Below are 25161 nucleotides of genomic sequence, written 5' to 3' on the forward strand. Positions count from 1 at the left end.
ATTCGCCACCCGCTGCCTCGCGGCAGGGGCTCATCGCCACCGCCGTACCGGCGACCACGGTCGATCGCATCCGGCAGCGGGCGCAGGGCAGAGCAGAATGTGCACGGTGAGTCTGGACATGGATATCCTGCGGTGGCTTTCTCAACATCGGACACCGGCTTTGACAACGGTGACGCGTTTGGCAATGGATGCCGGGATGAGCAACACGGTCATAGCTGCAGCCGGTGTGGTGGGCCTGGTTGTTGTGGTCACGAAACGTTGGTGGTGGCAAGGGATTACGATTGCTGTGTCGGTAGTGGCGGCGCAGTCGGCAGCCAGGGCTCTGAAGCATATGGTTCAGCGGGAGCGCCCACCGGTAGATCTGTCGGTAGTTCAGGTCGGTGCGTTCTCGATGCCGTCGACCGTGGCCGCGATGACGGCGGCTGTCGCGGTCACCGCCTATCTGGCGCTGCCCTGGCCGACGGGGCGCCGAGGCTGGATCGTGGGCCTTAGTGCCACGCTGGTCGTATCGATCGGTATCGCGATGGTCTACCTGGGGGCGCACTGGCCGACCGATGTGCTGGCCGGATGGGGTGTGGGGGTAGGAGTCGCAGGGGTTGTCATGAGCCTGGCACGAGTCGCCTTCCGGCTACCGGCGCTGCGCGACACCTTGTTCTGATCGCATCCGACGAAGGCATCTGATTTTGTCGAGAAGGCCGTGTCACCGCCGCGGAATACTGGCTTCGGACGCTGGAGGTCGCGTCATCTCAGCGCGTCAACGCCGAGTTGGTGCCACGGACGGCGCTCGTCTGGTCCCTCGGCTGCGTGTCAGCTCGAGATGCGGGCTTGGATGCCGTCGAGGAGGAAGCCGAGGCCGGTGCGGAAGGTTTGGTCGGCGTCCAGGTGGGCACCGTCGCGTATGACCGTGGACAGCGCGGGGAATCGGCCAGTTGCGAAGGTTCGCTCCAGATAGGGCCCGAAGGCGGCCTGCCACTGCCTCTTGTCCATCCCGGTGGCCCGCTCGGCGCGCTGCTCGGTGATCTCCCGGCGCACCGCGCCGATCACGTACGCATTGACCGCGTCGACCACCGGCATGACGGTGTCCACGTCGACGCCGCCCATCGCGGCCACCACAGCCTCTCCTCTGGCTAGGGCGTGCGGCCCGAGCTGGGGCCGCCCACCGATCAGGTCGGCGAGCCATTCGTGCTGGTGAGCGGCCTGCCGGGTGGTTTCGGCAAGCGACCGTAGCACTTCTCGCCAACCGTCTCCGGCCGGCCGGATCTCGGCGTAGACCGCATCGACCATCAGGTCGAGCAACTCCTCCTTGGTGGCGATGTAGCCGTACAGCCGCATCGGCCCGACGTCCAGTGCGGCGGCAACCTTACGTAGCGACACCGCCGCCAGCCCGTCCGCGTCCGCCAGCCGGATCGCCGCTCGTACGATCCGCTGCCGGCTCAATGGGGCCGGCACCGGTCGATCCGGCGGCTCCGGCCTCTCCCACACCAACATGCCGCTGACGATACATCGCATGCTTCGATACAGTGTATTGGACAATTCAGTGTATCGAAAGGCGACCATGACCATCACCATCGTCGGAGCCGGACTGGGCGGCCTGACCCTCGCCAGGGTGTTGCACGTGAACGGCATCGACGCCGTCGTGTACGAACGTGAACTCTCGCGCGGCGCGCGTGGTCAAGGCGGCATGCTCGACATACATTCCGGCCAGCGAGCGCTGCGTGAGGCCGGCCTGATCGACCAGTTCCACGCGATCGCCCGCGGCGAAGGGCAGGACATGCGCCTTCTGGAGCCGGACGGCACCTTGCTGCTCCAGGAGGACACCCCCGACGACGCCCCGCTCGAGCGACCCGAGGTCGACCGCGCCGATCTGCGCAACCTGCTGCTGGATTCCCTCCCCGAAGACGTGGTGCGCTGGGGGCACGCGTTCAAATCCGCCGACAACGGCCTGCTGCACTTCGCCGACGGCAGCAGTGCGACGTATGACCTGCTGGTCGGCGCGGACGGCGCGCAGTCCCGGGTCCGCGCGCTGCTCACCGACGTCCGCCCGGCGCATATCGGCCAGAACGTCGTCGAGGTCGGCATTCCCGACATCGACCGCACGCACCCCGACCTCGCGGCGATGGTCGGGCGCGGCAACTACTGGGTGCTCGGCAACGGACTATCCCTGGCGGCGCAGCGCAACGGCGACGGCCGCGTTCGCATCGGCCTCAGCTTCTATGACACCGCCGAGGACTGGTTCGCTACCAGCGGGATCCCGTTCGACGACCCGGCCGCCGCCCGGGCGCGGCTGATCGAACTGCTCCCCGGCTGGGACTCACGGTTCACCGCGCTGATCGCGGCCTGCGACGACACGGTCGTGCCGCGGTCGATCACCACTCTCCCGGTCGGCCTGACCTGGCCGTCGACGCCAGGCGTCACGCTGCTCGGCGATGCCGCGCACCTGATGCCGCCGGTGGGAGAGGGCGCCAACATGGCGCTGCTCGACGGCGCCCTGCTCGGTCTCGCGCTGGCCGCGCACCCGGACGACTTTCCCTCCGCCGTCAAAGAATACGAACGCGAGATGTTCGAACGCACCAGCGCTGCCGCCCGGATGTCCGCACGCATGCAGGAACTCCTGACGTCGCCGGACGCCAGCCGGAGATTGCTCGCATTCTTCCAACCTGGCTGAAATATCACCGATAACGGCTCCTGAAGCTGTCATGCAGTGCAAAGTACGAACGACGTCGCTGGGCGTAGCGGTGTTCCGTAGGCCGATCGGTGAACGGAACATCCCGCACCGCCGATCGCACCCCAGCTCACGCCTGTTCCGTAGAGGTGTTCCGTTGGTCATCCCCCCGCGCCCAGCACTGCCTCCGCCCGCTCCCCCGTTTACTCACACGGTGGTATCCGGCGACACGCTCTGGGACCTCGACGAACGATTCTATGGTGACCCGTTCAAGTATCACCTGATCGCCGCAGCGAACGATATCGTCAACCCGGACGCGATCTTTCCCGACCAAGTCCTCGTCATCCCCGGACTGAGCGGTCAGCCCGGTCCCACTCCCGATCACCCGCGCGGGTCGCGACCCGTCGCGGTCACCGAGGACGCGCACATCATCATCCGCTTCGGCGTGCAGAACCTGTACGAGGAGGCAACGTTCACCGGAGCACCGGAGCCGACGGTGACGCGGACACGCGCGGCTGACGACTCGCGAGTCGTGTTCGAGCTGCCCAAGGGAACAGAGCTGCCGTTCACGGTGTCCGGTGTGCTGGGTGCGCTGAGCACGCTGGGACTGCGGGTACCGCCGCTGGCGGTACCACGGCTGAAGGACGGACAGCGACGCCCGCCCGAGGCCACCGTGCCGCCCGCGGTGCCGGCGCCCGACCAGACCGCGATCGAGGCACCCTACCGGCTCATCGTCTCGCCCGATTCGACGGGCGGGGTCACCCACCCGATCGATGCCGCAACGGCGCCAGGGGATTCCACTCGCGTGCTTGGGTTTGGGATGATCACGCACGGCGGTGGTCGCCGGAAACGCTGTCCGCCAGGCGGTATCGCTCGGTGGAACGATCCGTGGGTCACCGGTCGGCGCCAGTAGCGGCGTGCAGGCGACTCCCGATAACGTGATATGCCGTGTAAGCGGTAGTACACAGTGCGGGCCGATCACTTCAGCCTGTAGGAGGCTGTGGGCAAATATGTCCGGGCACACCCCGGCCGTGCCCGCGGGCGACTCGCAACGGTGACCGCGCGGATCAGGCGACTGTCAGACCCGTCGGAGCTCGAAAATGCGGAACTCGCGGCCGCCGGAGAGCTCGTACTCCATCTCATAGCCGGGCCAGAATTCCACAGCCAGGTCCCAGGCCCGTTTGCGGTCCGCTCCGGTGATCTCGGTGACGGTGACCTCGAGCCGTTCGGACTTGGTCCGCACGCTGGCCGTGCTCGCCGCGCGCAGGTTCGCCGACCACACCGGATGCTTCACGCTGCCCCAATTGGACCCCAGGACAAGGAAGTTCTCGTCGTGCGGCACATACAACAGCGACGTCGTACGTGGCAGTCCGGTTTTGCGGCCCATGACGGTGATCTCGATCGACGGCAACCCCGCAACATCGAGGATCCCACGTTTGCCACCGCTCACCCGACGCACCACACGCTCCAGCCACAACACCACCGGGGCCATGCGCATGACCCAGCGTTGCGCGGCGAGCCGTCGGGCGACAGCAGGCAAGGGATTGGACACCATCCTCGAATCCTGACAGACGCCGGCACCCGACGAGCGCACTGAGACCACCCTCACTGCCTTACCCCCGGTCAGGCCCACCAAAAGTGGCGGGAGACACACTAGACGATCGGGGGTGGGCGATCGACGGCCAGCTCGGGCACGGTGCCTCGAAACCGCTCGATCTCCACGAGCGCGAGCTGACCGGTACAGCCCTGACTCAGCGGCGAGGTACCGCGATCTGCGGTCAGCACATTCGGGTTACCGTGCCTGCAAAAGCTGGGATCCGCGGGATCGGGGTCGTACCAGGCGCCCGTCGACAGCTGCGCGACACCGGCGCGCACCCCGTCATCGACAACGACCCCCGCCAGGCAGCTGCCCCGGTCGTTGAAGATCCGCACGATGTCGCCGTCCCCGACACCGCGCGCACCCGCATCATCGGAATGCAGCCGAACCGGTTCTCGCCCACCAATTTTCGCCGATCGACTGTGCGCGCCGACATCGAGCTGACTGTGCAACTTGGTACGGGGCTGATTCGCGATCAGCTGCAGCGGGAATCGTGCGGCCGCCGGCCCACCCAGCCATTCCTCCGGTTCCATCCACACCGGATGCCCCGGACAGTCCCGATAGCCGAAACTGTCGATGGTTTCGGAGAAGATCTCGATCTTCCCGCTGGGGGTGGTCAACGGGAAACGCTCCGGATCGGCACGGAACTGCGCGAACATCACCTGATCGGGATCGGGTATCGGAAGCTCGAGCGGCTCGCCGTCCCAGAACATCTCGAAGTCCGGGACTTCGTCACCGCGACGGGTTTGCCACTCCCGATACAGCTCCCGCAACCATTCCTGCACCGTGCGACCCTCGGTGAATTCCTCTCCGACACCGAGGGTTTCGGCCAACTCGGCAAAAATCGCATAATCGTCACGCGCCTGCCCGTGCGGCCTGGTGAGCGCGGGCATCGGAAAGAAGACCCGATCGTTCTGCCCAGCGCCGTAGTCGTCGCGTTCGATCGACATCGTCGCGGGAAGCACCACGTCGGCATGCCGAGCGGTCGCGGTCCAGAACGCATCGTGCACGACCACTGTTTCCGGGCGCGCGAACGCCGCGCGCAACCTGGCCAGATCCTGATGGTGGTGAAAGGGATTCCCGCCGCACCAGTACACGAGCCTGATGTCCGGGTAGGTCAGTGTCCGACCGTCGTAGTCGTAGTCCGCACCGGGGTTCAGCAGCATGTCGGCGATCCTGGCGACCGGGATGAACGTGTCGACACCGTTGCGGCCCTGCGGGAACTTCGGCACCGAATAGGCACGCGCAGCCTCACCGACGTGCGCCGTCGACCCGTAGCCGTGACCGAAACCGCCACCAGGCAGCCCGATCTGACCGAGCATCGCCGCCAGCACCACCCCCAGCCACAGCGGTTGCTCACCGTGCTCGGCACGCTGCAGCGACCAACTCACGGTCACCATCGTCCGCGCCGCAGCCATATCGCGCGCCAACGCCCGGATCTCACCGGCAGGCAGCCCGGTGATCCGCGCCGCCCACTCCGGCCCCTTCACGACCCCGTCGCGCTCGCCACGCAGATAGCCGGCGAACCGCTCATAACCGACGGTGTACCGGTCGAGGAAATCCTGGTCCGCCAACCCCTCCGCATCCAACACCTGCGCCAACGCCACCATCAGCGCCGCATCGCTGCCCGGCCGCGGCGCGAGCCACTCGGCCTGCGCTGCGGCCGGGATATCGTCACGCAACGGGCTGATCGACACGAACCGGCAGCCCCGCGCCCGCGCCGCACCGATCCACATCCGCGTGTTGTGACGTGACACTCCCCCCGGAGAAACCGCCGAGTTCTTCGGCGACAACCCGCCGAAGGCCACCACCAAATCCGTATGCTCCGCAAGCACACTCTTGGCCGTCGCCTGCCCTTCCAGGACCGACATATCGGCGATCACATGCGGCAACAGCACACTCGACGCGCCGAGGCTGTAGCTGTTCACATGCCGCACATACCCGCCGAGACAGTTCAGGAACCGATGCACCTGACTCTGCGCGTGATGAAACCGCCCCGCACTGGCCCACCCATAAGACCCGCCGTACACCGACTCCGCACCGTACTCGCGATAGACCCGACTCAGCTCACCCGAGAGCAACCCCACCGCAGTCTCCCACGACACCGGAACAAACGGCTCGTCACCACGCCGCGCGGGCCCCGGCCCCTGCTCCAGCCACCCCCTGCGCACATACGGCTGGTCGATCCGCGTCCGATGATGCTGCGCGGAGGCGACATTGTCGATCAACGCCATCGGCTCCGGATCACCGCGCCACGGCCGCACCGAGGTCAGCCGCTCACCGTCACTACCAGCCTCGAACACTCCCCAATGCGTCAGATGCGCGGTCATCACACCACCGTAGCCCGCCAGCCAGAGCCCCTGCTTCCCCTTGATCCGCCAAATGGCCCCGTAGTTCGGACACACCGGCCGATCATGAAACACGGACGACTCGTCGAGCTCGTATCCGACATCCGCCCACAGCAGGTACGCACCGCCGCCACCACCGAATACCATCGCTTGCTCCGGAACGGCCGGATCTTCCGCTGACGCGAACGAAACTCTCAGCGCCGCACCGCCATTGGTTCAATACCCGGAATGCCGTCGCCATCAACCTCGACGAGCTACCCGTACGGTAGGCGGCACGCCTCGACCATACCGAGCCGATCGGCAAGGTCGGGGCGCGCACGACGACCTGGACTCCGGTCAGGATTCGGACTCGACCGGCAGACCCGCTTCGGTCCAGTCCTGGATTCCGGCGCGGTAGGCACGCACGTTCGTATAGCCGAGCACACGCAGTTTCCCGGCAACGATCTCACTGTTCTGACACGCCAGGTTCGAGCAGTAGGTGACAACGGGCGCATCTCGATCCGGAAGCAGCTGGGCGGCACGGGAATCCACCTCGGATGCCACCAGCGTGAGCGCGCCGGGCAGGTGCGCCTTCTCGTAGTAGCCGGCACCGAGGGTATCGAGCACCGTCACCGCACCCGCCTCGATCGCGGCGGCCAGTTCGGTCCGGCTGATCACTGTGGTCATGAAAATTTCCTTCCTCGGCAAAACATTTGTGTGCGTGCGCACACACACTACCATAAACGTGCAGGCGCACATAATGGATAGGATCACCACGTGACGAACTCCGAAAAGCACCGCCGCGCCGCCGCCGCCGCATGGTCGGCACTACTCCGCGTGCACGCACAGCTCGTCCCACAACTCGACACCGACCTGCGCCAATCCTTCGGACTACCCCTGGCCTGGTACGACGTCCTACTCGAACTCGACGGCACCGAACCACTCCGCATGACCGACCTCGGCGACCGCGTCGTCCTCAGCCGCACCCGAGTCAGCAGACTCGTCACCGAAATGCAGACCGCAGGCCTCCTCAGCCGCCGAACCAACCCCGACGACGCCAGATCCGCGTTCGTCTCGATCACCGACGCAGGCCGCACCCGCCTCCGCGAATCCGCCCCCCACTACCTCACCAACATCGACAAACACTTCGCCGACAAACTCGACACCGAGGAACTCACCACCCTCGCCACCACACTCGGCAAAATCCTCGGCCCCACCCACCTCCCACTCACCACCGACAACCGCACCCGATAACCCACGACCCGGCACACCCACCGACACGCCGTTATAGTCGGTGGCGTGTCACTCGTGCAGCCCGCACTCGATCGAATACCAGAGCCCTACCGCTCCAAGGCGATCCAACATCGCGAACTGCTGAAGTTCGCCGTCGTCGGCGCCATCACCTGGTTCATCGACACCGGCGTCGTCTACACGGTCAAACTCACCGTCCTCGGCGAAAAACCACTCACCGCACGACTTCTCGGCGTACTCATCGCCACCATCACCTCCTACATCCTCAACCGCGAATGGTCCTTCCGCACCAGAGGCGGCCGCCAACGCCACCACGAAGCCGCGCTCTTCTTCGCCATCAGCGCACTCGGTATCGGCGTCACCCTGCTCCCCCAAGCCATCTCGCTCTACCTACTCGACCTCAGAGTGCCCCACGTCGGACCCGTCACCCAAGCCGTAGCCAACTTCATCACCGGCCAAATCCTCGGCGTCCTGCTCGCAATGGTCTTCCGCTTCTGGGCATTCCGCCGCTTCGTCTTCCCCGACGACCTCCACGAAGCCGAACTACACAGCATCTGAGCACACCAGCCCCATCTGTACCTTTGATGACAAGCACACCGTGCGTCCACCCGCGGAAAGGATGCAGCCCCTTGTCGACCGGCGCAGCACACCCGAGACCACCGTCGGCCCCGCCGACCCGCCGCACCACGCAAGGAATCGGCTGATGTTCGCACGCTGGGGGAACCTCGTCCATCGCTTCCGATTCGCCGTCCTCGGCATCACCGTCGCAGCACTACTGGCCCTCAGCGGCTACGGCATCGGCCTCGAAGACCACCTCAGCTCCAGCGGACTCGACGACCCCACCTCCGAATCCGCCCGCGCAGGCCGCCTCGCCGACGAAGCCTTCGGCCGCAACCACGACGGCGACGTCATCCTGCTGTTCACCGCACCCGCCGGCAAAACCGTCGACGACCCCGCCTTCAGCACGGCGGTAGTCGACCACCTCAACCGCCTCCCCCGCGAACATCCCAACGAGATCACCGGCATCAACGGCGCCTACTGGCGCACCGAAACCGGACTCAGCGCAGTACAGGCCGCCACCCTGGACAAAACCACAGCCTTCGCCGCACTCGCCATCCGCGGCGACAACGACACCGACACGGTGCGGAACTTCCGAAAAGTCAAGGACGCCTTCCTCCTTCCCGGCGTCCAGGTCCAAATCGCCGGCCTGCAAGCCGTCGGCGGCACTCTCAACGACACGATCACCACCGACACCAAACGCATGGAAAAACTCGCCCTCCCCGCCGTCGCGGTGTTGCTGTTCTTCATCTTCGGCGGCCTGGTCGCCGCCGCATTACCACTGATCATCGGCGGCCTCACCGTGCTCGGCGCAGGCGGCGTCGTCCGAATCCTCACCAACTTCACCGAAGTCAACTCCTTCGTCAACGGCGTGGTATCCATGGTCGGACTCGGCCTCGCCATCGACTACGGCCTCTTCATAGTCAGCCGATTCCGCGAAGAACTCGCCGAAGGCTACGACACCCCCACCGCCGTCCGACGCACCGTCATGACCGCAGGACGCACCGTCGTCTTCTCCGCCACCATGATCATCGCCAGCCTCGGCGGACTGCTGCTGTTCCCACAGGGCTTCCTCAAATCCCTCGCCTACGGCGCCATCGCGACCGTCTCGCTCGCCGCCCTCACCGCCATCACCATCCTGCCCGCAATCCTCGCGATCCTCGGCCCGCGCGTAGACCTGCTCGGACTCAAACGATTCCGCAAAACCAAGACCGCCGACGAAGTAGAGAACGGCTTCTGGGGACGCGCTACCGGCTGGGTCATGCAACGCCCACTACGCATCGCCATCCCCCTCTGCATTGGACTTTTCCTGCTGATCCTGCCGATGAAAAACCTCGTCTTCGGCGGTATGAGCGAAAAATACCTACCCACCGACAACCCGGTCCGAACCGCCCAGCAGGACTTCGACGAACTGTTCCACCTCCGCGCAACCGATCCACTACAGCTGATCATCACCTCCGACAATTCACTCGACGTCGGCGAAGTCGCGCGACAAGCCAACCAAGCACCCGGCCTCGCCCAGAAATTCGGCGTCCCGACACCTGCCCCATCGCGCCCCGGCGTCTACCGACTACAAGCCCCGCTCATCGACACCGCCAGGGGCGGCACAACCATCGAATACCTGCGCGCCATGGACATTCCCGACGGCGTAACCCTCATGGTCGGCGGCAAACCGGCAATCGAGAAAGACAGCATCGACGCCCTGCTGTACCGCATGCCCTTCATGATCGCGATGGTCCTGCTCATCACCACCATCCTGATGTTCCTCACCTTCGGATCACTGGTCCTGCCGATCAAGGCCGCACTCATGAGCGCACTCGGATTGGGCTCCACCCTCGGCATCCTGACCTGGATCTTCATCGACGGACACGGCGCAGGCCTGCTCAACTTCACCCCACAACCGATCATGGCGCCGGTGCTCGTACTCATCATCGCGATCATCTACGGCCTCTCGACCGACTACGAAGTATTCCTGCTCTCCCGCATGGTCGAGGCCCGCGCCAAGGGCGCGAGCACCAGCGAGGCCATCCGCACCGGCACCGCACACACCGGCCGCATCATCACCGCCGCCGCACTCATTCTGCTCGTCGTCACCGGTGCCTTCGCCTTCTCCGATCTCGTGATGATGCAGTACATCGCCTACGGCATGATCGCCGCGCTGTTCATCGACGCCACCATCCTGCGCATGCTCCTGGTCCCCGCGATCATGAAACTCCTCGGCGACGACTGCTGGTGGGCACCGGCCTGGATGAAACACATCCAGCAGAAGATCGGCCTCGGCGAACCTGTCCTCGACGATGAACGCCCCGGCACCAGCGATCTGCACGACCTGGTGAAGTCCACACCGATCACCGACCCGGTCACCATGAAACTCCCCGTCGCCAGCGCAGCACGCTCCGAGCACGTCTGACAGCCCCCGCGCCGAAACCGCTCGACAGCGCCGTCCACGGAGGTACGCTCACCGCCGGAAAGCGTCACCGCCGGCCACCGGACCGAAGGACGACCACCCATGAGCAGCCCCCGCCTCGAAGTCGAATACGCCGATCCGACGCCGCTGCAGGCGCGCATCGACACGCACCGGAAATACTCCGAGAAGCCCGATGACCCCGGCACCGACGTGCTCGCCGCGATCGAGCTGACCGGAACCGAGCACCTCGCCGACATCGGCTGCGGCGATGCCCGATTCCTCGCAAACCTCGCCGCACGCGGACACCACGGCCCACTGGTCGGCATCGACACCTCACCCGCCATGGTCGCCGCGGCCGCGGCCATCCCCGGCGTGCAAGCGGTGCTCGCCTACGCCGAGCAGATCCCCTTCGACGACAACACCTTCGACGTGGTCACCGCACGGCACATGCTCTACCACGTGCCCGACCCGAGAGCCGCCCTCGCCGAGTTCCGGCGCACCACCAGGCCGGGCGGCGCTGTCACCGTCGTGGTGAACCACCCCCACACCTGCCCGCGCACCGCGGAACTGATCGCCGCCCATGCGGGCAGCTACGGCATCACCACCACCGAAGCCTTCACCGCAACCGTCGATTCCGACTCGCTGCCCGCGATGATGATCGACACCTTCGGCACCGTCCGGATCCACCGCTCCGACAACGCCCTCGTCTTCGATGCCGCCGCACCGCTGATCCGCTTCGCCGAAGCATTGTTCGGCTTCCACGGCGTTACCCCCGATCACCCCCAGCGGCAAGCGATCCTGACCGACATGAGTGAAGACATCGAGGATTGGTTCGCCCATCATCCCGGCCAGAGCTGGCGCGATCCCAAGGGATACATCGTGGCAACCGCGGCAACATAGCGCGCCACCGCTTTCGCCACTGCCCTCTTTGCAGCTTTTGTTCAGTGATAGTGAAGGTATGTCGGGATGGTGTGTTGTCGTGTCGGTTGAGAGGTGAGCAGGATGCGTAGATGCGCATATCTACGTAGGGTAATGTTTCAATGAGCTGGTCTATGCCCGACTCCGCTTTCTGCACGAGGTTGTTTACCAACGATCGAATCAGCTGGCCTCACAGAAACTCGCCAACGTTCCCGCCTCAGGCTCGATCCGTCCGCTCCCCTCCCCCGACAGGCCCCCGCACGGCTCTATGCACCTCCCCTGGCCCAGCCAACCGGATGACAGGGATTTGCCCACCGAGAACGGCCGCCCCTGCCCCAGCAGGCTCGACGATGCCCGCTGCCGCATCCACTGCACCGAGGCAGACGGCACCACCTCAGCGCTGGCCCGTCACCGAAAGCTACGAATGGGGCTCCTGCACATCCAGATTCGGCCTCCATCGACTGCAATCGTGCGTCGTGTGCACCATTGCACCGATTGCCGCTTCATGTGATGCGTCAGCGTGGGTGTGTCGACTGGTCCAGCACCGCCAACGAGATTATGCTGACTTCGCCGTGGGACGTGGCGGCGTCCACGCGGCGCACGGGGAAGCGGCCCGCCCGGCTCCGCACACGCGGCGCCGGGCGGGCCAACTCGACCGATCCGGAGCCGCCGACCTGCTGTCCTCAGCATCCTGGTCACCCTTGGGGCTCACCGCCGAACACCTACTCGATGCCGGCAAAGTTTGCCGCACGAACGAGGAACACTTGCCGCGAAGCATTGCAGTCGCCGAGGACGGAATACCGGGGGAATCATGATCGAACTCGTGCTGGTGGCGGTCATCGTATTCGAAGCCGCTGGTCTGGTGGCGTTGTCGGTGTTAGTCGTCCGCAGCCGGCGCCAATTCGAGGCGTTGCAGCGGAAGGTCGACTCTCGATCGCTCTGGATGAACGGTAGTCGCGAGGCGGTCAAGACCGTGTGGGAAACCGCGAATCTGGTGCGAAAGAAGGGGTTTCGTGGCGCGGTTCTGAGCTCGGTCGAGGAACTGGCGGGCTGGGCCCAAGTCGAACGCCCTGACCTCGCCCAGCTGACTCCGGACGGCCACGTCGTGATCGCGTTCTCCGATATCGAAGGTTCCACCGCCCTCAACGAGCGGCTCGGTGATCGCGTCTGGGTCAAGCTGCTCGACCGCCACGACAGGATGATCCGCAACTTCGTCACCGAGCACGGTGGGCACATTGTGAAAAGCCAGGGGGATGGCTTCATGATCGCCTTCGCCCATCCGGAGCAGGCGGTGCGGTGCGGGTTGGATGTCCAGAGTGCACTCGGCAACGGGGTCAAACCCATCGGTACCGAGCGGGTTCGCGTGCGCATCGGCATTCACACGGGTAAATCGGTCCGGCGCGGCGATGACCTGTTCGGACGAAATGTCGCGATGGCGGCGCGGGTGGCCGGCCAGGCCGACGGCGGCGAAATCCTCATCAGCGCAGCGGTCAGAGACGCCGTCGACGGCGAACCCGACATCGTCGTCGAGCAGGGGCGCGAAGTAGAACTGAAAGGTTTTCGCGGCACCCACCACCTCTACCCGGTCGAACGGGCGTGACTCGGCGCTCGCGCTATCCTCAGCCGGCCGAGCAGATCCCCGCGCCGAGACCAGGCCGCGCCGAGCGCGCGACCTGTCCGCGGATGGCCTGCAGATCGAGCGGTTCAGCGATTTGCACAGATGCGGTCACGGTGTCGTCCCCGTTTCGTGGAGGTCTGCCTGTTGGGTGAGGGCGAGCGCTTCCTCGATCAATGCGTCGACAATGAGGTGCTCGGGGACGGGTCCGGATGGTCCGGCCTTGCCGGGCCCGAGCACCGCAGCGGACGAGGCGGCAATGGGCACCTGTGCTGTCATGACCGGCGCCTAACGGGTGTCGGGGCTGCGAAGGCGATGTCCTCCACGGCGGTACGGTGCTCACGGACCGTGACCGGGCCCAGCGAGCGCAAAGCATCGATAACCTCGTCGACCAATCGCTGCGGCGCGGAAGCCCCCGCGGACAGACCGATCACCGTCGCCGCCGTGAGCCACTCCGGGTCGATCGCGGCAGCGTCTTCGATCAGATACGCCGGAATACCGTGTCGCTCGGCCACCTCGACCATGCGCTGCGAGTTGGACGAATTGGTAGAACCGACGACCAGGACGAGGTCACTGCGTCCGGCAATCGCTTCGACCGCATGCTGTCGGTTGGTACTGGCGTAGCAGATGTCGGCGCTGCCGGGACGGCGGAGCTGCGGAAAGCGTTCGTGCAGCGCCCGTACCGTGCGTTCGGTCTCCTCCACCGACAAGGTGGTCTGGGTGAGGTAGGCGATCGGCGCTCCGTCCGGGATCTGCAGCGCGGCAACATCATCGGGACTGTCGATAACCACCGTCGATTCCGGCGCTTCCCCGAAGGTCCCCTCGACCTCTTCGTGCCCAGCATGCCCGACGAGCACGATCGTGTCGCCGCGCGCGGCGAAGCGTTTGGCCTCGGTGTGGACCTTCGTGACCAGCGGGCAGGTGGCGTCGACGACGGTCAGCCCACGCTCCGCAGCTTGTCGGCGAACCTGTGGTGAAACACCGTGCGCAGAGAACACCACTGTCGCGCCACGCGGAACCTCATCCAGCTCCTCGACGAAAACCGCGCCGCGGCCGGCGAGATCGTTCACCACGTGCGCGTTGTGCACGATCTGCTTGCGGACGTACACCGGCTCCTGCCGGTCGGTGGCGGCAAGCAGATGTTCCACCGTCTCGATCGCGCGCTCGACGCCGGCGCAGAACGACCGTGGCGCGGCCAGCAGTACTGTCCGGTGCATCGACATCAGCTTCTCGCCGCGGCGGTGTCGACGTGCTCCATAATCCCGATGGCGTCGGGGACCAAGATCGCCACCGAGTCGAACGCGGTGACCAGATACTGCAGGACGGCGCGGTCGTCGACGCCCATGAAACGCACGTTGAGGCCGGGTTCGTACTCATCGGGCAGACCGGTCTTTCGAAGTGCCGGATCATCGAAGCCGCGAAGTACGGGAATCTCCGTCAGCGTCTCGGGAACGACTCGCACCTGGTCGGCGCCGGACTGGATGAACGACACCCGCCCCTGCCCGGTGCGCACCGTGAGCCGGCGGTTGACTCGGTACGTGCCGTCGGAATCCTCCACCCAAGGAAGTTGCCGCACCAGCCACCGGGAGGTGATTCCGGCCATTTGCGGCGGAGTCTTCGTGGTGGTGGCCAGATTTCGGACCGCAGCGGTACTCAGGGAGTGCTGTCCGACTCGCCGAGCAGAAGCGTCGGGCTCGTCGGTGACGGTCATTTCGGGTTCAATAGCCATAGCGGCACCTTTTCGCGGTGGTGGGTTGTTCGCCGGCGGCCGAACACACTCGACGGCCCGAGCGCGGAGCCTGTCATGATCCTGTGGCCGAGAGCGGAATTCGACCACGCGACCATTCTATTATCTACGACAGCGCGGAATAGTGTTGTTTGCCAACATCCTTCACGTATTCAATGAAATGTCGACAATCCTCTCCGAAGCAATAAGAATCGCCACCTCCGCCGAATGCAGAGGCGTCGACTATTTAATACGCCGTCTATCGATCTCTACGTTTCGCCAGGTGAGCCAACGCCATCAGATCATCGGCCGAGGTTTTTTCGGGCAGCGCATCGATTGCCGCCCGCACCCGTTGGTCAGCATGCTGCTGCGTCAATTCTTTCGCACCGACACGATCAATGAGAGCCGTTGCGCGGATAACGTCTATCGAGGCCGAAGTCGGGCCGCGCCGATAGATGTCGGCCAGCTCGGCCGCCGCGCCACTGTGCATGGCAAGCGCAACGACGACAGGCAGCGACAGTTTGTGGCGCGCCAGATCATTCGCGGACTTTCCGGTGCGCGCCGGATCACCCCAGATGCCGATGACGTCGTCGACGAACTGGAAGGCCAGCCCCAGTTGCCGCCCGAATTCGTCCATCGCCGTGATGGTGGCGGCATCAGCGCCCGCGCACATCGCGCCGAGGGCACACGCACAACCCATCAAGGCGCCCGTTTTGCCCATCGCCATGTGCAAGTAGTCGTCCACATCGATCCGCGAGCTCGACTCGAAGGCACAGTCTTCGTTCTGACCTCGGCACATCTCGATCACGGCCGCCTCCAGCCCGACAACCGCAGCGGCCGCCATCGCCGCAGGCAGACTCGTCGCCAACAATCTGGCCGCCTGGGCATGCAGCGAATCACCGAGCAGGATGGCGTCAGAAATCCCCCAGGTCGCCCACACCGCGGGACGCCCACGCCGCAGTCGGTCGACATCCATGACGTCGTCATGCAGCAGGGAGAAGTTGTGCACCAGCTCGACTGCTGTCGCCGCGTGCAGCGCGTGCGCATTCACGCTGCCCACCGCGGCTGCTGCACAGAGGGTCAGCGCCGGACGTAGCGCCTTCCCTGGTCTGGTTCGCGTCGGCGTCCCCGATGCGTCCCACCAGCCGAAGTGATAGCCGGCCATGAGACGCAAAGGATCAGGCAGTGCCTCGACCGAATCCCGCAATAGCGGTTCGCACATCCGTCGGGACCGCGCCAAGATTTCCCCGGCTCGATGATGTAAGGATGCCGAATTATTCGCGGTCGTCATCCAGACCCCCTCCCTCCCATGTAATTTATGGCCGGCTATCAGTGCCGGTGTCACAACGGATCAAGCCAATCAATACTCGAGCGATCAACGTTCGCTACGCATGATTCGATAACAGAAGGGCCGCTCGATAAATCGAGTCGGCTATCCGGATCGAGGTGGCGATCTATAGAACATGACGTATCGGTAAGGCTGTGCAACCAGTTCGATGGAGCTCCTACACCGGACCGAACGTCCCGGCGCCTGTCACCAACTGCGTTATGTAGACCGAGCTCCAATTCTAGTGTTCGAACGAGCACCGGTACAGCCCTTACGGGCGAGTAAGTTTCGACCTCTCGGATCAGGCAGACACCGGATTATAGTGAGCACCAACTACTTCCGTGGATGAATTGCACAGATCGTTCCGAAAACCATCGGATCGCATACGACCAAGCGAGTTTCCCGACTCGACGATCGTGACGCGCCGAATCGGAGTACAACAGCGTCCGGTCGATGGCGTCGAAAACATCCACATGTCGGCCCGACCCGAAGAGGCCGCGTGATGGCGGTAGACGGTCGCGGCATGTTCCTGACCTGCAAATACGCCATCGAGCAAATGCCGACCAGCGGACGCGGCGGCGCCATCGTGTGCGTGTCGTCCATCAGCGGCCTGGCAGGGCAAGCTCGACAAGCCGCCTACGGCCCCGCGAAATACGTCGCCTCCGGCCTCACCAAACATCTCGCCATCGAATGGGCGACCAATGGGATTCGCGTGAACGCGGTCGCTCCGGGCACGATCCGCACCGAACGCGTCCGCGCATTGGAAGAGGAGCCGGGCGGACCCGAGTACATTTCCGATATGGCGAGCAAACACCCCATGGGCAGGCTCGGCGAACCCGACGAAGTGGCCGAAGCCATCGCTTTCCTGGCCTCTGACGCCGCATCGTTCATCACCGGCGTGATCCTCCCCGTCGATGGCGGTTATCTCGCCCAATAATGGTGTGGTCACCGCGGAGTGTTCGATAGCGCCGAACATCTATGTGAGGAGCGTGCCCAGATGACCGAGGCACCCGAAACGATGCGCGCGGCGGTATTGGACGCACCCGGACCGCCCGAGGCGCTGCACTTGCGTACCCTGCCGATACCGACTCCACAGCGCGGTCAGGTGCTGATCCGCGTCCGAGCATTCGGGCTCAATCGTTCCGAGTTGCATACCCGGCTCGGGCTGGCCAAGGGGGTGACCTTTCCGCGTGTGCTCGGGATCGAAGCCGTTGGCGAGGTCGCGGCCTGCCCGGGTGGCGAGTTCGAGACCGGGCAGCAAGTCGCCGCGATGATGGGCGATATGGGGCGCACCTACAACGGCGGCTACGCGGAATACACCTGTGTCCCTGTCGCACAGGTCATTCCGTTCAGCAGCGACCTGGACTGGGCCACGCTCGGTGCGGTGCCGGAAATGCTGCAGACGGCCTACGGCTCGCTCACGGTCGGCCTCGACGCCCGGCGCGGCCAATCGATCCTGATCCGCGGCGGCACCTCCTCGGTGGGGATGGCCACCGCAATTCTCGCTGAACAGCGCGGCATGACCGTGCTCTCGACCACCCGCAATCCGGCCAAAGCCGCAGCGCTGACGGCCATCGGCGTCGATCATGTCCTCCTCGACACCGGTGAGATCGCGAAGCAGGTGCGCGAGCTCACCGACGGCGGCGTCGATACCGCACTGGAGCTCGTCGGCACGCCGACCCTGCCCGACACGTTGCGCGCCACGCGATTTCACGGCGTGGTCTGCTTCACCGGCATGCTGTCGAATCAGTGGACCGTCGAAAACTTCTACCCCATCGGCTATCTCCCGCGCGGCGTCCGGCTCGCGGCCTACGGCGGCGACGCGGGCGATCTGCCTGCGGAAGTCCTGCAGAGCTTCCTGGACACCGTCGCCTCCGGTACGGCACAGGTTCCCCTCCACCGCGTCTTCACCCTCGACCAGATCCAGGAGGCGCACGCCTATCTGGAATCGGACCGCGCCACCGGAAAACTCGTCGTCACCACCTGACACCTGTGGGTGCCGCGCGCAGGCTCAGCGTGGCGGGTTCCACGGGATCAAGACGATCTTTCCCCGGACCCGGCCGGACTCGCTGAGTTGATGAGCTTTTGCGACCTCCGACAGGCTCATCACCTGGTCTATCTCGACGCGGAGTTCGCCACGTTCGACGGCCGCCGTGATCTCCTCCAGACCGGTGCCCGACGGCACGACATAGTGGCGGCGATACCGAGGGTCGGCTTCGGCATCGTCGCCCTGCGCATCGATGAGGCGACCACCCGGAGCCAGCACCGGCAGTGAGCGCGAGCCGTATTCCCCGCCGACGAGATCGAGCACTACGTCGATGTTCTGCACTGCAGTGGCGAAATCGGTTGTGGTGTAGTCGATCAGCTCGTCTGCCCCGATGTCGCTGAGGAATTCGTGGTTGCTGCCGCGGGCGGTGCCGACCACATGCGCGCCGCGGGATTTGGCTATCTGTACCGCAAGATGGCCGACCCCACCCGCAGCCGCGTGCACGAGCACCCGCTGGCCCGGGCGGAGATCCGCGAGGGCCTGCCAGGCCGTAAGCGCGGCGGTCGGCAATGCCGCCGCGCGCACATGATCGAGGGTCGCCGGTTTGGCAGCGAGGGCAACCTCCTGTACGACTACATATTCGGCGTACGCGCCGAATCGACCCAACACCATGCCGTGCACCTCGGCGCCGAGCTGGAATCGCGTCGTGCCTGGACCGAGCTCTTCGACGACTCCGGACACATCGAAGCCAAGAGTGAACGGCGGATCTCCGAGTTCGCGGATCAACCCCGACCGCACCTTCCAGTCCGCCGCGTTCACCGCGGTCGCGGCCACCCGGACCAGCACCTCGCCCGCCCCTGGTCGAGGCCGATCGACCTCCACCGTCTCGAGAACTTCGGGACCGCCGTATGTCTTCTGTGTAATTGCCAGCATGCCCATGATTCTCACGCGGTCTAGTATCAATTGGGAAGAAGGCACCTTTTCGATACCGAGGTACCCAATGGAAACCACCTGGGACTGGGAACCCTCCCCGAACCTGGTCGAAAGCTACCTCCGGCACTGCCCGGCGCGGGATGTGCTCAGCGTCCTCGCGGACAAATGGGTGCTGCTGGTGCTCGGCGTACTGCGCAAGAGCGAGGGCCCCGTACGGTTCAACGACCTGCGTCGCCGTCTCGACGGCATTACCCAGAAGATGCTCACCAAGACCTTGCGCGGTCTGGAACGCGACGGCCTCGTCCGCCGCGACGTGTATCCGACAGTCCCGCCCCGTGTGGAGTATTCGCTCACCGAACTCGGCGCCAGCCTCGGCGAACTCAGCCACGCCATGGGCATGTGGTCGCAGCAGCACCACATCGAAATCCTCACCGCACGTGAGGATTTCGATGCGAAGGCGGCGCGCGAGCCCGAGCCGCTCCGTTAACGCAAGCGCGCAGCGAGCCGGGTGGCGTTCATGTAGGCGATGGCTTCGATCGACACCATCGGATTCACGCCGGATGCGGTGGGAAAGCAGGATCCGTCCGCGACAACGAGATTCGAGTAACCCCACACCACACCATCGGGGTCGGTGGCCGAATCCGCCGCGGATCCACCCATCCTGGCCGAGCCCATGATGTGCAGCGCGCCCATCGCGCACCGACCGGGGTCGTAGCCCGCACTGTGGCACTGGGCGACGAATTCGTCGTAGGAACCGTGCACCCCCGGCTCGTATGCCGGCCCCGCCTGATGTCCCGAGGAGATTCGCCGCGCTCCCGCAGCTTCTAGAAGCCTTGCCGCGCCTTCAATTCCGGCGTGCATGTGTTTCTTGTCGTACTCCGACAATCGGTACCGGACCACTGCTTCGCCATCGCGATCGGTCGACACCTGGCCGTGGTCACGGTCGCGCGTGATGACCCCCACTGCGACGGTGTGCGCGAGATTCAGCATGGCATCGCGATGCTGAGTGCCACCACTCCAATTCATGAACCCCACCGACATGGCCGGTGTCATGGGCCCGGTCTCGTAGATGACGCCGTAACCCGCGCCGTCCAGGTCGGCATGCTGCGTCGAGTAGCGGGTCTGCATGCCGCCTTCCCACGGCCGTATCTCTTCGTCGAACGTCCCGAACACCGCGGTGGCCGGGTGCAAACGCAGGTATCGGCCGATATTCTTGCCGGTGATGCCGGATCTGCCCAGCAGCGCAGGTGTCTGAATCGCGCCCGCGGCAACGACAACAGCGCGGGACCTGATGGTGATCGACTTTCCGTCGGTGGTGACGGCTTCGACACCGGCCGCGGAATCACTGTTCACTACGATCTTTCGCACATCGGTGCCGATCAGGATTCGCGCGCCGTTTTCGGCGGCGTCGGCAAGCCACGTCTTCGCGACAGATTGTTTGGCGCCGATCCGGCAGCCGAACCCGCAACGACCGCACTCGATTCCAGCATCACAATTGCGGACATTGCGCGGCATCGCATCGATATGCCATCCGAGCTCGGTCGCACCGCGCTCCAGCACCGTGTCGCGGGCGGAGATGGCGGAATGGTCGCGATTCACCGAGATCCTGCGCTCCACCGCGTCCAGCGCCTCGGTGAACTCGTCGGCGGCAAACTGCTTGGCGCCCAGGCTCGCCCATTCGTCGCGCACCGAGTCGGGTGTGCGGAACGACGTGGTCCAGTTGACGACGGTACCGCCACCGAGGCAGGTGCCTGCCACGAGACCGAGTTGCCCCTCGGCAGTGGTGGCCGGACCGGGAGCGTACAAACGCAGCAATCCGTCGAGCTCACCGGAACCGAAGTTCGCGTCGTCGTAATAGCCGCCGCGTTCGACGACCACCACTGCCAGACCGGCCGCGGCAAGCACCCCGGCCGCGGTCCCGCCGCCTGCGCCGGACCCGATCACCACGACGTCGCAATCCAAGGTGGTGTCCTCGGTCGGCTGCACCGGCCGCAATCCTGGGGCGGGCGCGTCGGGCAGCGGTCCCGGCGGCGGCGTGAATCCCATTCGCTCCCAGGCAGGATGGATGCCCGTCGGCCCGGAGGCCACGTAGTAGGCCGTGACTGCCGCGGACTTCAGCGCCTGGAACAACGCGCGCTTACGAGCGATACGGGAGCTACCGAGGCCGAGCAGTGCCTGCTCACGGTCCTGCGGCGTCAGCGAGGAGAAGCGGCGCGCGCCGCGGCCAGTGAGCAGACCGAACGTGCGGGAATCCCAGGCATTCAGCAGCAGGTCGAAAGCCTTCCCGTCGGCCGCGCTCGGATTGCGCTCGAGCAACTGCTCGACGACATCGACCGCGCCTATCTGCGTCGCGGACGGCAACTCGGCCCCGTCTCCCGGTGTGAAGGTATCGCAGATGAGGCCGAGCGTGGCTCGCTGCTTGGCAGTCAATGGCATGACGAGAAGCATATTGCCCAACTGACTCAATGGCAGCAAAAGCGTTCCCAAAAACGGCGGCGCACATGTCGTTACGACAGTGACTCGGGCAACCGCACCGCGGTCGCCCGAGTGACACGTCGGCACGGCGTCAGCTCAACCGGGTCCGCTCGAATTCCCGATTGAGCACTCCCGAACGGAATGCCTCGACCTCCGCCACGCTGAAGTGCAGTTCCACGCCGTCGACCGGCTGTGGTGCGGCAGCATCCGCACTGAATACGTAGACGCCGTCGTCGTGTCGCGTGGTCAAGTACAGGTCAGCTCGCCCGGCACGTAGGCCCTCCTGAAAAGCGTCGAACTGCTGGTCGGTGAAATACAGCAGCTGCTCGCCGGGCAGGGCCGTATCCAGGCTGGCGTGCTCGGCGGCCAGTTTGTCGTCCCAGACGGCGGTCCAGCCGTCCCGGCGGGCAACTCGGACGCAGTTCTGGTTGGGTGAACTGGCCGCAGCCTTGATGAATTCGCCAATAGTGAAGGTCGGCTCCATTGTCGTTCCTTTCTACGGGGTAAAGCTGGGGCGGCACAGAGACTCACGAGTCCTTGCCCGCCCCGTGTTACGGCGTATAGCCGACGGCGGCGAAGTTACACGGCCGCGCCGGATGATCGACATCGACGGCTAGGTCCGGTCGCCAGTCCGGGGCGTAGACGATGCCGGGCTCGACCAGTTCGAAGCCGTCGAAGAGCGCCGCGAACTGCGCGCGACTGCGCAGCGTGACCGGATCCGAGGTTTCGTCGTACAGCTCGGCGGCCGAGGCTATCTGCCGCTGTATCTCGGTGCCCGCGTCCTCCAGCGACACATGGGTCATGGCCGCGTAGCTGCCCGACTGCAGCCGGTCGCGCAATCGAGCCATCAACTCCAGCGGCCGTTCGGACTCCGCCACGAAGGGCCACACGCTCACGACCAGCAAGCCGACCGGCTGGTCGAAGTCGATGAGACGGCGGGTGTCCGCGTGATCGAGGATCACGTCGGGGTGGCGCAGGTCGGCTTCGACGATGGCCGTCGTCTCGAGCGCGTGCTGCTGCAGCAGCAGGTCATGGGCGCGGTTGACCGCTTCCAGGTCGTTGTCGACATAGACGACACGCGCGTCGGGAGCGGACTCGCGGGCGATATCGTGGGTGTTGCCGCCGGTCGGCAGGCCGGAGCCGATGTCGAGAAACTGCCGAATACCCTGCTCGACCATGAATCGCGCAGCGCGCCCGAGGAACTCGCGATTGTGGTGCGCCCAGGTGTCGAGGTGGGAGAAGCGCGCGAAAACCCGTTCGGCGAACAGCTTGTCGGCATCGAAGACCGGTTCGCCGGTCAGGTAGTAGTGGTAGAGGCGGGCGGCCGACGGCACACGCGGGTCGATCTCGCGGGACTCGAAGTCGTTGGTGGCCATGAGGGCTCCTGTTCGTGCGGCTACGAGCGATTGGCTGTTCTGCGACGAAAAGAGCGGGCGACGTGTTCCATGAACTGCCGTGAATCCTCGGCGCTGAGTGCGGCGGCGCTCAGCCGCGACCACACGGTCTCGCGGCGCGCGACGGCGGGTTTTTCATCGATGTAGCGGATGTCGCCTTGCAGTTCATCGATGGCCATCTCGAGGTCTCCCGCGGCACCGGGCGAAGGCACTCGGATCAACGTGTACCGGTCCTCCATGCCCGCACCGTTGGTCGGGATCGCGAACGGCAGCACCTGGATAAGGATGTTCGGTCGTCGAGACAGCTCGTGCAGGTGCTCGAGCTGATCGAGCATGACGGTGCGGTCACCGTATTCGCGACGCAGGCAGGACTCGGACAGAATCGCGCGGAACTCGGGCGGATTACGTTTGACCAGGACTTCCTGCCGGGCCAGTCGCGCCTGTACCGAGTCTTCGACGGTGCTGCCATCGGCCTCGCCCGCGCCGGGGATCTCAGGCTTGTGCAGAGCACGAATGTAGGACTCGCATTGCACGAGGCCGGGCATGATCTCCGACTCGGCCGTGCGTAGCAGATCGGCGTGCGCCTCCAGATCGACAAGTAGTCGTAGCTCTTCGCTGTACGCGCGTCGATGGCTGGTGCTCCAGTAGCCGCGGCGATGATTGTCACGCCTGAGCTCGAGCAGGGTGTCGACGTAGCGCGCGTCGCCGAAACCCAGCCCGCCCGCCAACTTTTCGAGATCGCCGACCGAGATCGTGCCAATGCCATTGATGAGCCCATTGATTCGGCTCTGGCCTACCTCGATGATCTTCCCCGCGTCGGCCTGACTGATGCCAGCGGTCTTGATCATGTGCTCGATCTCGCGTCCCAACAACAGTTTTCGTGCGGTCCGCAGTCGCGTAGCCATGGCCCCCAACATATTCAACGGCACCGATATCGCCACTCCACTTCCTGAAGCGTGATAATCACGGTACATTTAACACATTCACGATATCATGGAACGCCGAGGCAGCGGGTGTCATCGCTCGCAGTCCCCGCAACCCGGAGAGGGGCATCGGCTGATGACGACCAGACCGATCGCCGACGATGAGATGCGCAGGAAAGCCCCAGCACCGCAACCCATTTCAGCCCGCAAGCCCGTCTCCGGAACCGCGCCGGCAGCCGGGAAGCGGATCGCCGCCGGCCATCACTGCTGCCGGCCGGACGGCACCGAACCGTACCTGAACGACCTCACCGCACGAGCGATCCTGGCCGCCGAACACACGCTGCCGTGTGATCGCTGGCTGGCGGCCGCCGCATTCATGTCGGCCGACCTGGACGACGACTAAGGGCATGGATCGGATCCCTACACGGCGACGCCTGTTCAGAGCGGCGTCTGCGAGCGGAGCACAGATGACTATCCATGACGCACAACAGTTTCGGCAGCCACAGATGGCAACGGCGGCAGGCAGGCCTGGACTACTACCGAGCGCCGATGAACTTCTGGACGCAATCCAGGACGACCGGTCGAACAACCACCCACTCGCAGTGTCGGCGAGTCACGCGGGCAGCCTGCACCGCCGACGCATCGACGAGCCCACGCGCACAGCCGAAATCGACACCCACCGATCCACCCTGATGCGCGCGATCGACCTGTGGGTAAGCCGAAACGTGCCCACCGCGCACACCGGTCCGACCATGCACACCGAAGGACTCGGGCCCGTTGTCGACCGACTCGCGGAGCGGCTCGTACAGGCCGAACACGCCACCCGCGCGCTACCGGAGCACGATACGCGGGCGCGCCGAGCTCGCAATCGCCTCGAAGAAATCCGCCTTGGTTATGACGCACTGATCGCCGAGGTGCTCGGGGGCAAGCGTCAACTCCCCCGCACTGCGGCCCAGCGATGATCCGCAGATCGCTGCGACCAGGACACCGATAGCCCCGCGAACCCGACCAACCCGGTCGGAGGTCTTGCGGGGCCGATGGTGCGAGCCCCGGGTGCAGGT

General features: G+C 65.2%; 26 protein-coding genes. 13 read left to right on the forward strand and 13 right to left on the reverse strand.

Annotated elements, in window-relative coordinates; genetic code table 11:
- Positions 1-118 precede the first annotated feature (118 nt).
- Positions 119-658: a phosphatase PAP2 family protein gene (locus OHQ90_RS24865; protein WP_328401352.1), complete on the forward strand. Its 540-nt coding sequence runs from the start codon at positions 119-121 to the stop codon at positions 656-658.
- A 149-nt stretch (positions 659-807) separates the two neighbouring features.
- Here OHQ90_RS24865 and OHQ90_RS24870 read toward each other — a convergent pair whose 3' ends face one another.
- Positions 808-1488, reverse strand: a complete 681-nt coding sequence (locus tag OHQ90_RS24870; RefSeq protein ID WP_328401354.1) for a TetR/AcrR family transcriptional regulator — start codon at positions 1486-1488, stop codon at positions 808-810.
- Between the two features lie 67 nt (positions 1489-1555).
- Between OHQ90_RS24870 and OHQ90_RS24875 the strand changes: the two genes are divergently transcribed.
- On the forward strand, positions 1556-2665 hold the full coding sequence (locus OHQ90_RS24875) for an FAD-dependent oxidoreductase (protein ID WP_328401356.1): 1110 nt from the start codon (positions 1556-1558) through the stop codon (positions 2663-2665).
- A 211-nt stretch (positions 2666-2876) separates the two neighbouring features.
- Positions 2877-3575, forward strand: a complete 699-nt coding sequence (locus OHQ90_RS39520) for a LysM peptidoglycan-binding domain-containing protein (protein WP_442941166.1) — start codon at positions 2877-2879, stop codon at positions 3573-3575.
- Positions 3576-3740: 165 nt separating this feature from the next.
- Here OHQ90_RS39520 and OHQ90_RS24885 read toward each other — a convergent pair whose 3' ends face one another.
- The 3 genes from OHQ90_RS24885 to OHQ90_RS24895 form a co-directional block, all read right to left on the reverse strand.
- Positions 3741-4217 (reverse strand): nitroreductase family deazaflavin-dependent oxidoreductase, encoded by a 477-nt coding sequence (locus tag OHQ90_RS24885; RefSeq protein WP_328401358.1) that lies wholly within the window; start codon positions 4215-4217, stop codon positions 3741-3743.
- A gap of 98 nt (positions 4218-4315) precedes the next feature.
- Positions 4316-6589 carry a molybdopterin guanine dinucleotide-containing S/N-oxide reductase gene (locus OHQ90_RS24890; protein WP_328413081.1) on the reverse strand — a complete coding sequence of 758 codons (2274 nt, stop codon included), beginning with the start codon at positions 6587-6589 and terminating at the stop codon, positions 4316-4318.
- A gap of 354 nt (positions 6590-6943) precedes the next feature.
- Positions 6944-7273 (reverse strand): rhodanese-like domain-containing protein, encoded by a 330-nt coding sequence (locus tag OHQ90_RS24895; RefSeq protein ID WP_328401360.1) that lies wholly within the window; start codon positions 7271-7273, stop codon positions 6944-6946.
- A 90-nt stretch (positions 7274-7363) separates the two neighbouring features.
- On the opposite strand from OHQ90_RS24895, the gene OHQ90_RS24900 reads away from it, so the two are divergent.
- From OHQ90_RS24900 to OHQ90_RS24920, 5 genes are all read left to right on the forward strand, one after another.
- Positions 7364-7840, forward strand: coding sequence for a MarR family winged helix-turn-helix transcriptional regulator (locus tag OHQ90_RS24900; RefSeq protein ID WP_328401362.1), 477 nt, complete (start codon positions 7364-7366; stop codon positions 7838-7840).
- Between the two features lie 45 nt (positions 7841-7885).
- Complete coding sequence (locus OHQ90_RS24905; RefSeq protein ID WP_328401364.1) at positions 7886-8395, forward strand: GtrA family protein; 510 nt, start codon at positions 7886-7888, stop codon at positions 8393-8395.
- 145 nt (positions 8396-8540) lie between these two features.
- Positions 8541-10805, forward strand: a complete 2265-nt coding sequence (locus tag OHQ90_RS24910) for an MMPL family transporter (RefSeq protein WP_328401366.1) — start codon at positions 8541-8543, stop codon at positions 10803-10805.
- 99 nt (positions 10806-10904) lie between these two features.
- A complete protein-coding gene (locus tag OHQ90_RS24915) occupies positions 10905-11702 on the forward strand; it encodes a class I SAM-dependent methyltransferase (RefSeq protein WP_328401368.1) in 798 nt (265 codons plus the stop codon).
- 829 nt (positions 11703-12531) lie between these two features.
- A complete protein-coding gene (locus OHQ90_RS24920; protein ID WP_328401370.1) occupies positions 12532-13320 on the forward strand; it encodes an adenylate/guanylate cyclase domain-containing protein in 789 nt (262 codons plus the stop codon).
- Positions 13321-13446: 126 nt separating this feature from the next.
- Here OHQ90_RS24920 and OHQ90_RS24925 read toward each other — a convergent pair whose 3' ends face one another.
- From OHQ90_RS24925 to OHQ90_RS24940, 4 genes are all read right to left on the reverse strand, one after another.
- Positions 13447-13614, reverse strand: a complete 168-nt coding sequence (locus OHQ90_RS24925) for a hypothetical protein (RefSeq protein WP_328401372.1) — start codon at positions 13612-13614, stop codon at positions 13447-13449.
- A complete protein-coding gene (ispH, locus tag OHQ90_RS24930) occupies positions 13611-14558 on the reverse strand; it encodes a 4-hydroxy-3-methylbut-2-enyl diphosphate reductase (protein WP_328401374.1) in 948 nt (315 codons plus the stop codon). The genes OHQ90_RS24925 and ispH overlap by 4 nt, the downstream gene beginning before the upstream one ends.
- On the reverse strand, positions 14558-15064 hold the full coding sequence (locus tag OHQ90_RS24935) for a hypothetical protein (protein ID WP_328401376.1): 507 nt from the start codon (positions 15062-15064) through the stop codon (positions 14558-14560). The genes ispH and OHQ90_RS24935 overlap by 1 nt, the downstream gene beginning before the upstream one ends.
- A gap of 256 nt (positions 15065-15320) precedes the next feature.
- Positions 15321-16226 (reverse strand): polyprenyl synthetase family protein, encoded by a 906-nt coding sequence (locus OHQ90_RS24940; protein ID WP_328401378.1) that lies wholly within the window; start codon positions 16224-16226, stop codon positions 15321-15323.
- Positions 16227-16890: 664 nt separating this feature from the next.
- On the opposite strand from OHQ90_RS24940, the gene OHQ90_RS24945 reads away from it, so the two are divergent.
- Both OHQ90_RS24945 and OHQ90_RS24950 read left to right on the forward strand, forming a co-directional pair.
- Positions 16891-17325: an SDR family NAD(P)-dependent oxidoreductase gene (locus OHQ90_RS24945; RefSeq protein WP_328401380.1), complete on the forward strand. Its 435-nt coding sequence runs from the start codon at positions 16891-16893 to the stop codon at positions 17323-17325.
- A gap of 60 nt (positions 17326-17385) precedes the next feature.
- Complete coding sequence (locus OHQ90_RS24950) at positions 17386-18375, forward strand: zinc-binding alcohol dehydrogenase family protein (protein WP_328401382.1); 990 nt, start codon at positions 17386-17388, stop codon at positions 18373-18375.
- A 24-nt stretch (positions 18376-18399) separates the two neighbouring features.
- Here OHQ90_RS24950 and OHQ90_RS24955 read toward each other — a convergent pair whose 3' ends face one another.
- Positions 18400-19308 (reverse strand): NADP-dependent oxidoreductase, encoded by a 909-nt coding sequence (locus OHQ90_RS24955; protein WP_328401384.1) that lies wholly within the window; start codon positions 19306-19308, stop codon positions 18400-18402.
- Between the two features lie 67 nt (positions 19309-19375).
- Between OHQ90_RS24955 and OHQ90_RS24960 the strand changes: the two genes are divergently transcribed.
- Positions 19376-19795, forward strand: coding sequence for a winged helix-turn-helix transcriptional regulator (locus tag OHQ90_RS24960; protein ID WP_328401386.1), 420 nt, complete (start codon positions 19376-19378; stop codon positions 19793-19795).
- On the opposite strand, the gene OHQ90_RS24965 is transcribed toward OHQ90_RS24960, so the two are convergent.
- The 4 genes from OHQ90_RS24965 to OHQ90_RS24980 form a co-directional block, all read right to left on the reverse strand.
- Positions 19792-21744, reverse strand: a complete 1953-nt coding sequence (locus OHQ90_RS24965; RefSeq protein ID WP_328401388.1) for a GMC family oxidoreductase N-terminal domain-containing protein — start codon at positions 21742-21744, stop codon at positions 19792-19794. The two genes, OHQ90_RS24960 and OHQ90_RS24965, sit on opposite strands and share 4 nt — an antisense overlap.
- Positions 21745-21874: 130 nt before the next feature.
- Positions 21875-22267 carry a hypothetical protein gene (locus OHQ90_RS24970; RefSeq protein ID WP_328401390.1) on the reverse strand — a complete coding sequence of 131 codons (393 nt, stop codon included), beginning with the start codon at positions 22265-22267 and terminating at the stop codon, positions 21875-21877.
- A 67-nt stretch (positions 22268-22334) separates the two neighbouring features.
- Entirely contained in the window at positions 22335-23159 is an 825-nt protein-coding gene (locus OHQ90_RS24975; RefSeq protein ID WP_328401392.1) for an SAM-dependent methyltransferase, read from the reverse strand.
- A gap of 20 nt (positions 23160-23179) precedes the next feature.
- Positions 23180-24082 carry a helix-turn-helix domain-containing protein gene (locus tag OHQ90_RS24980; protein WP_328401394.1) on the reverse strand — a complete coding sequence of 301 codons (903 nt, stop codon included), beginning with the start codon at positions 24080-24082 and terminating at the stop codon, positions 23180-23182.
- Between the two features lie 154 nt (positions 24083-24236).
- Here OHQ90_RS24980 and OHQ90_RS24985 point away from each other — a divergent pair, with 154 nt between their 5' ends.
- Positions 24237-24503 (forward strand): hypothetical protein, encoded by a 267-nt coding sequence (locus tag OHQ90_RS24985; protein WP_328401396.1) that lies wholly within the window; start codon positions 24237-24239, stop codon positions 24501-24503.
- 64 nt (positions 24504-24567) lie between these two features.
- Complete coding sequence (locus OHQ90_RS24990; RefSeq protein ID WP_328401398.1) at positions 24568-25062, forward strand: DUF4254 domain-containing protein; 495 nt, start codon at positions 24568-24570, stop codon at positions 25060-25062.
- Positions 25063-25161: the final 99 nt, after the last annotated feature.

It is taken from the genome of Nocardia sp. NBC_00403 (assembly GCF_036046055.1).
In the GTDB taxonomy this organism is placed as follows: Bacteria; Actinomycetota; Actinomycetes; order Mycobacteriales; family Mycobacteriaceae; genus Nocardia.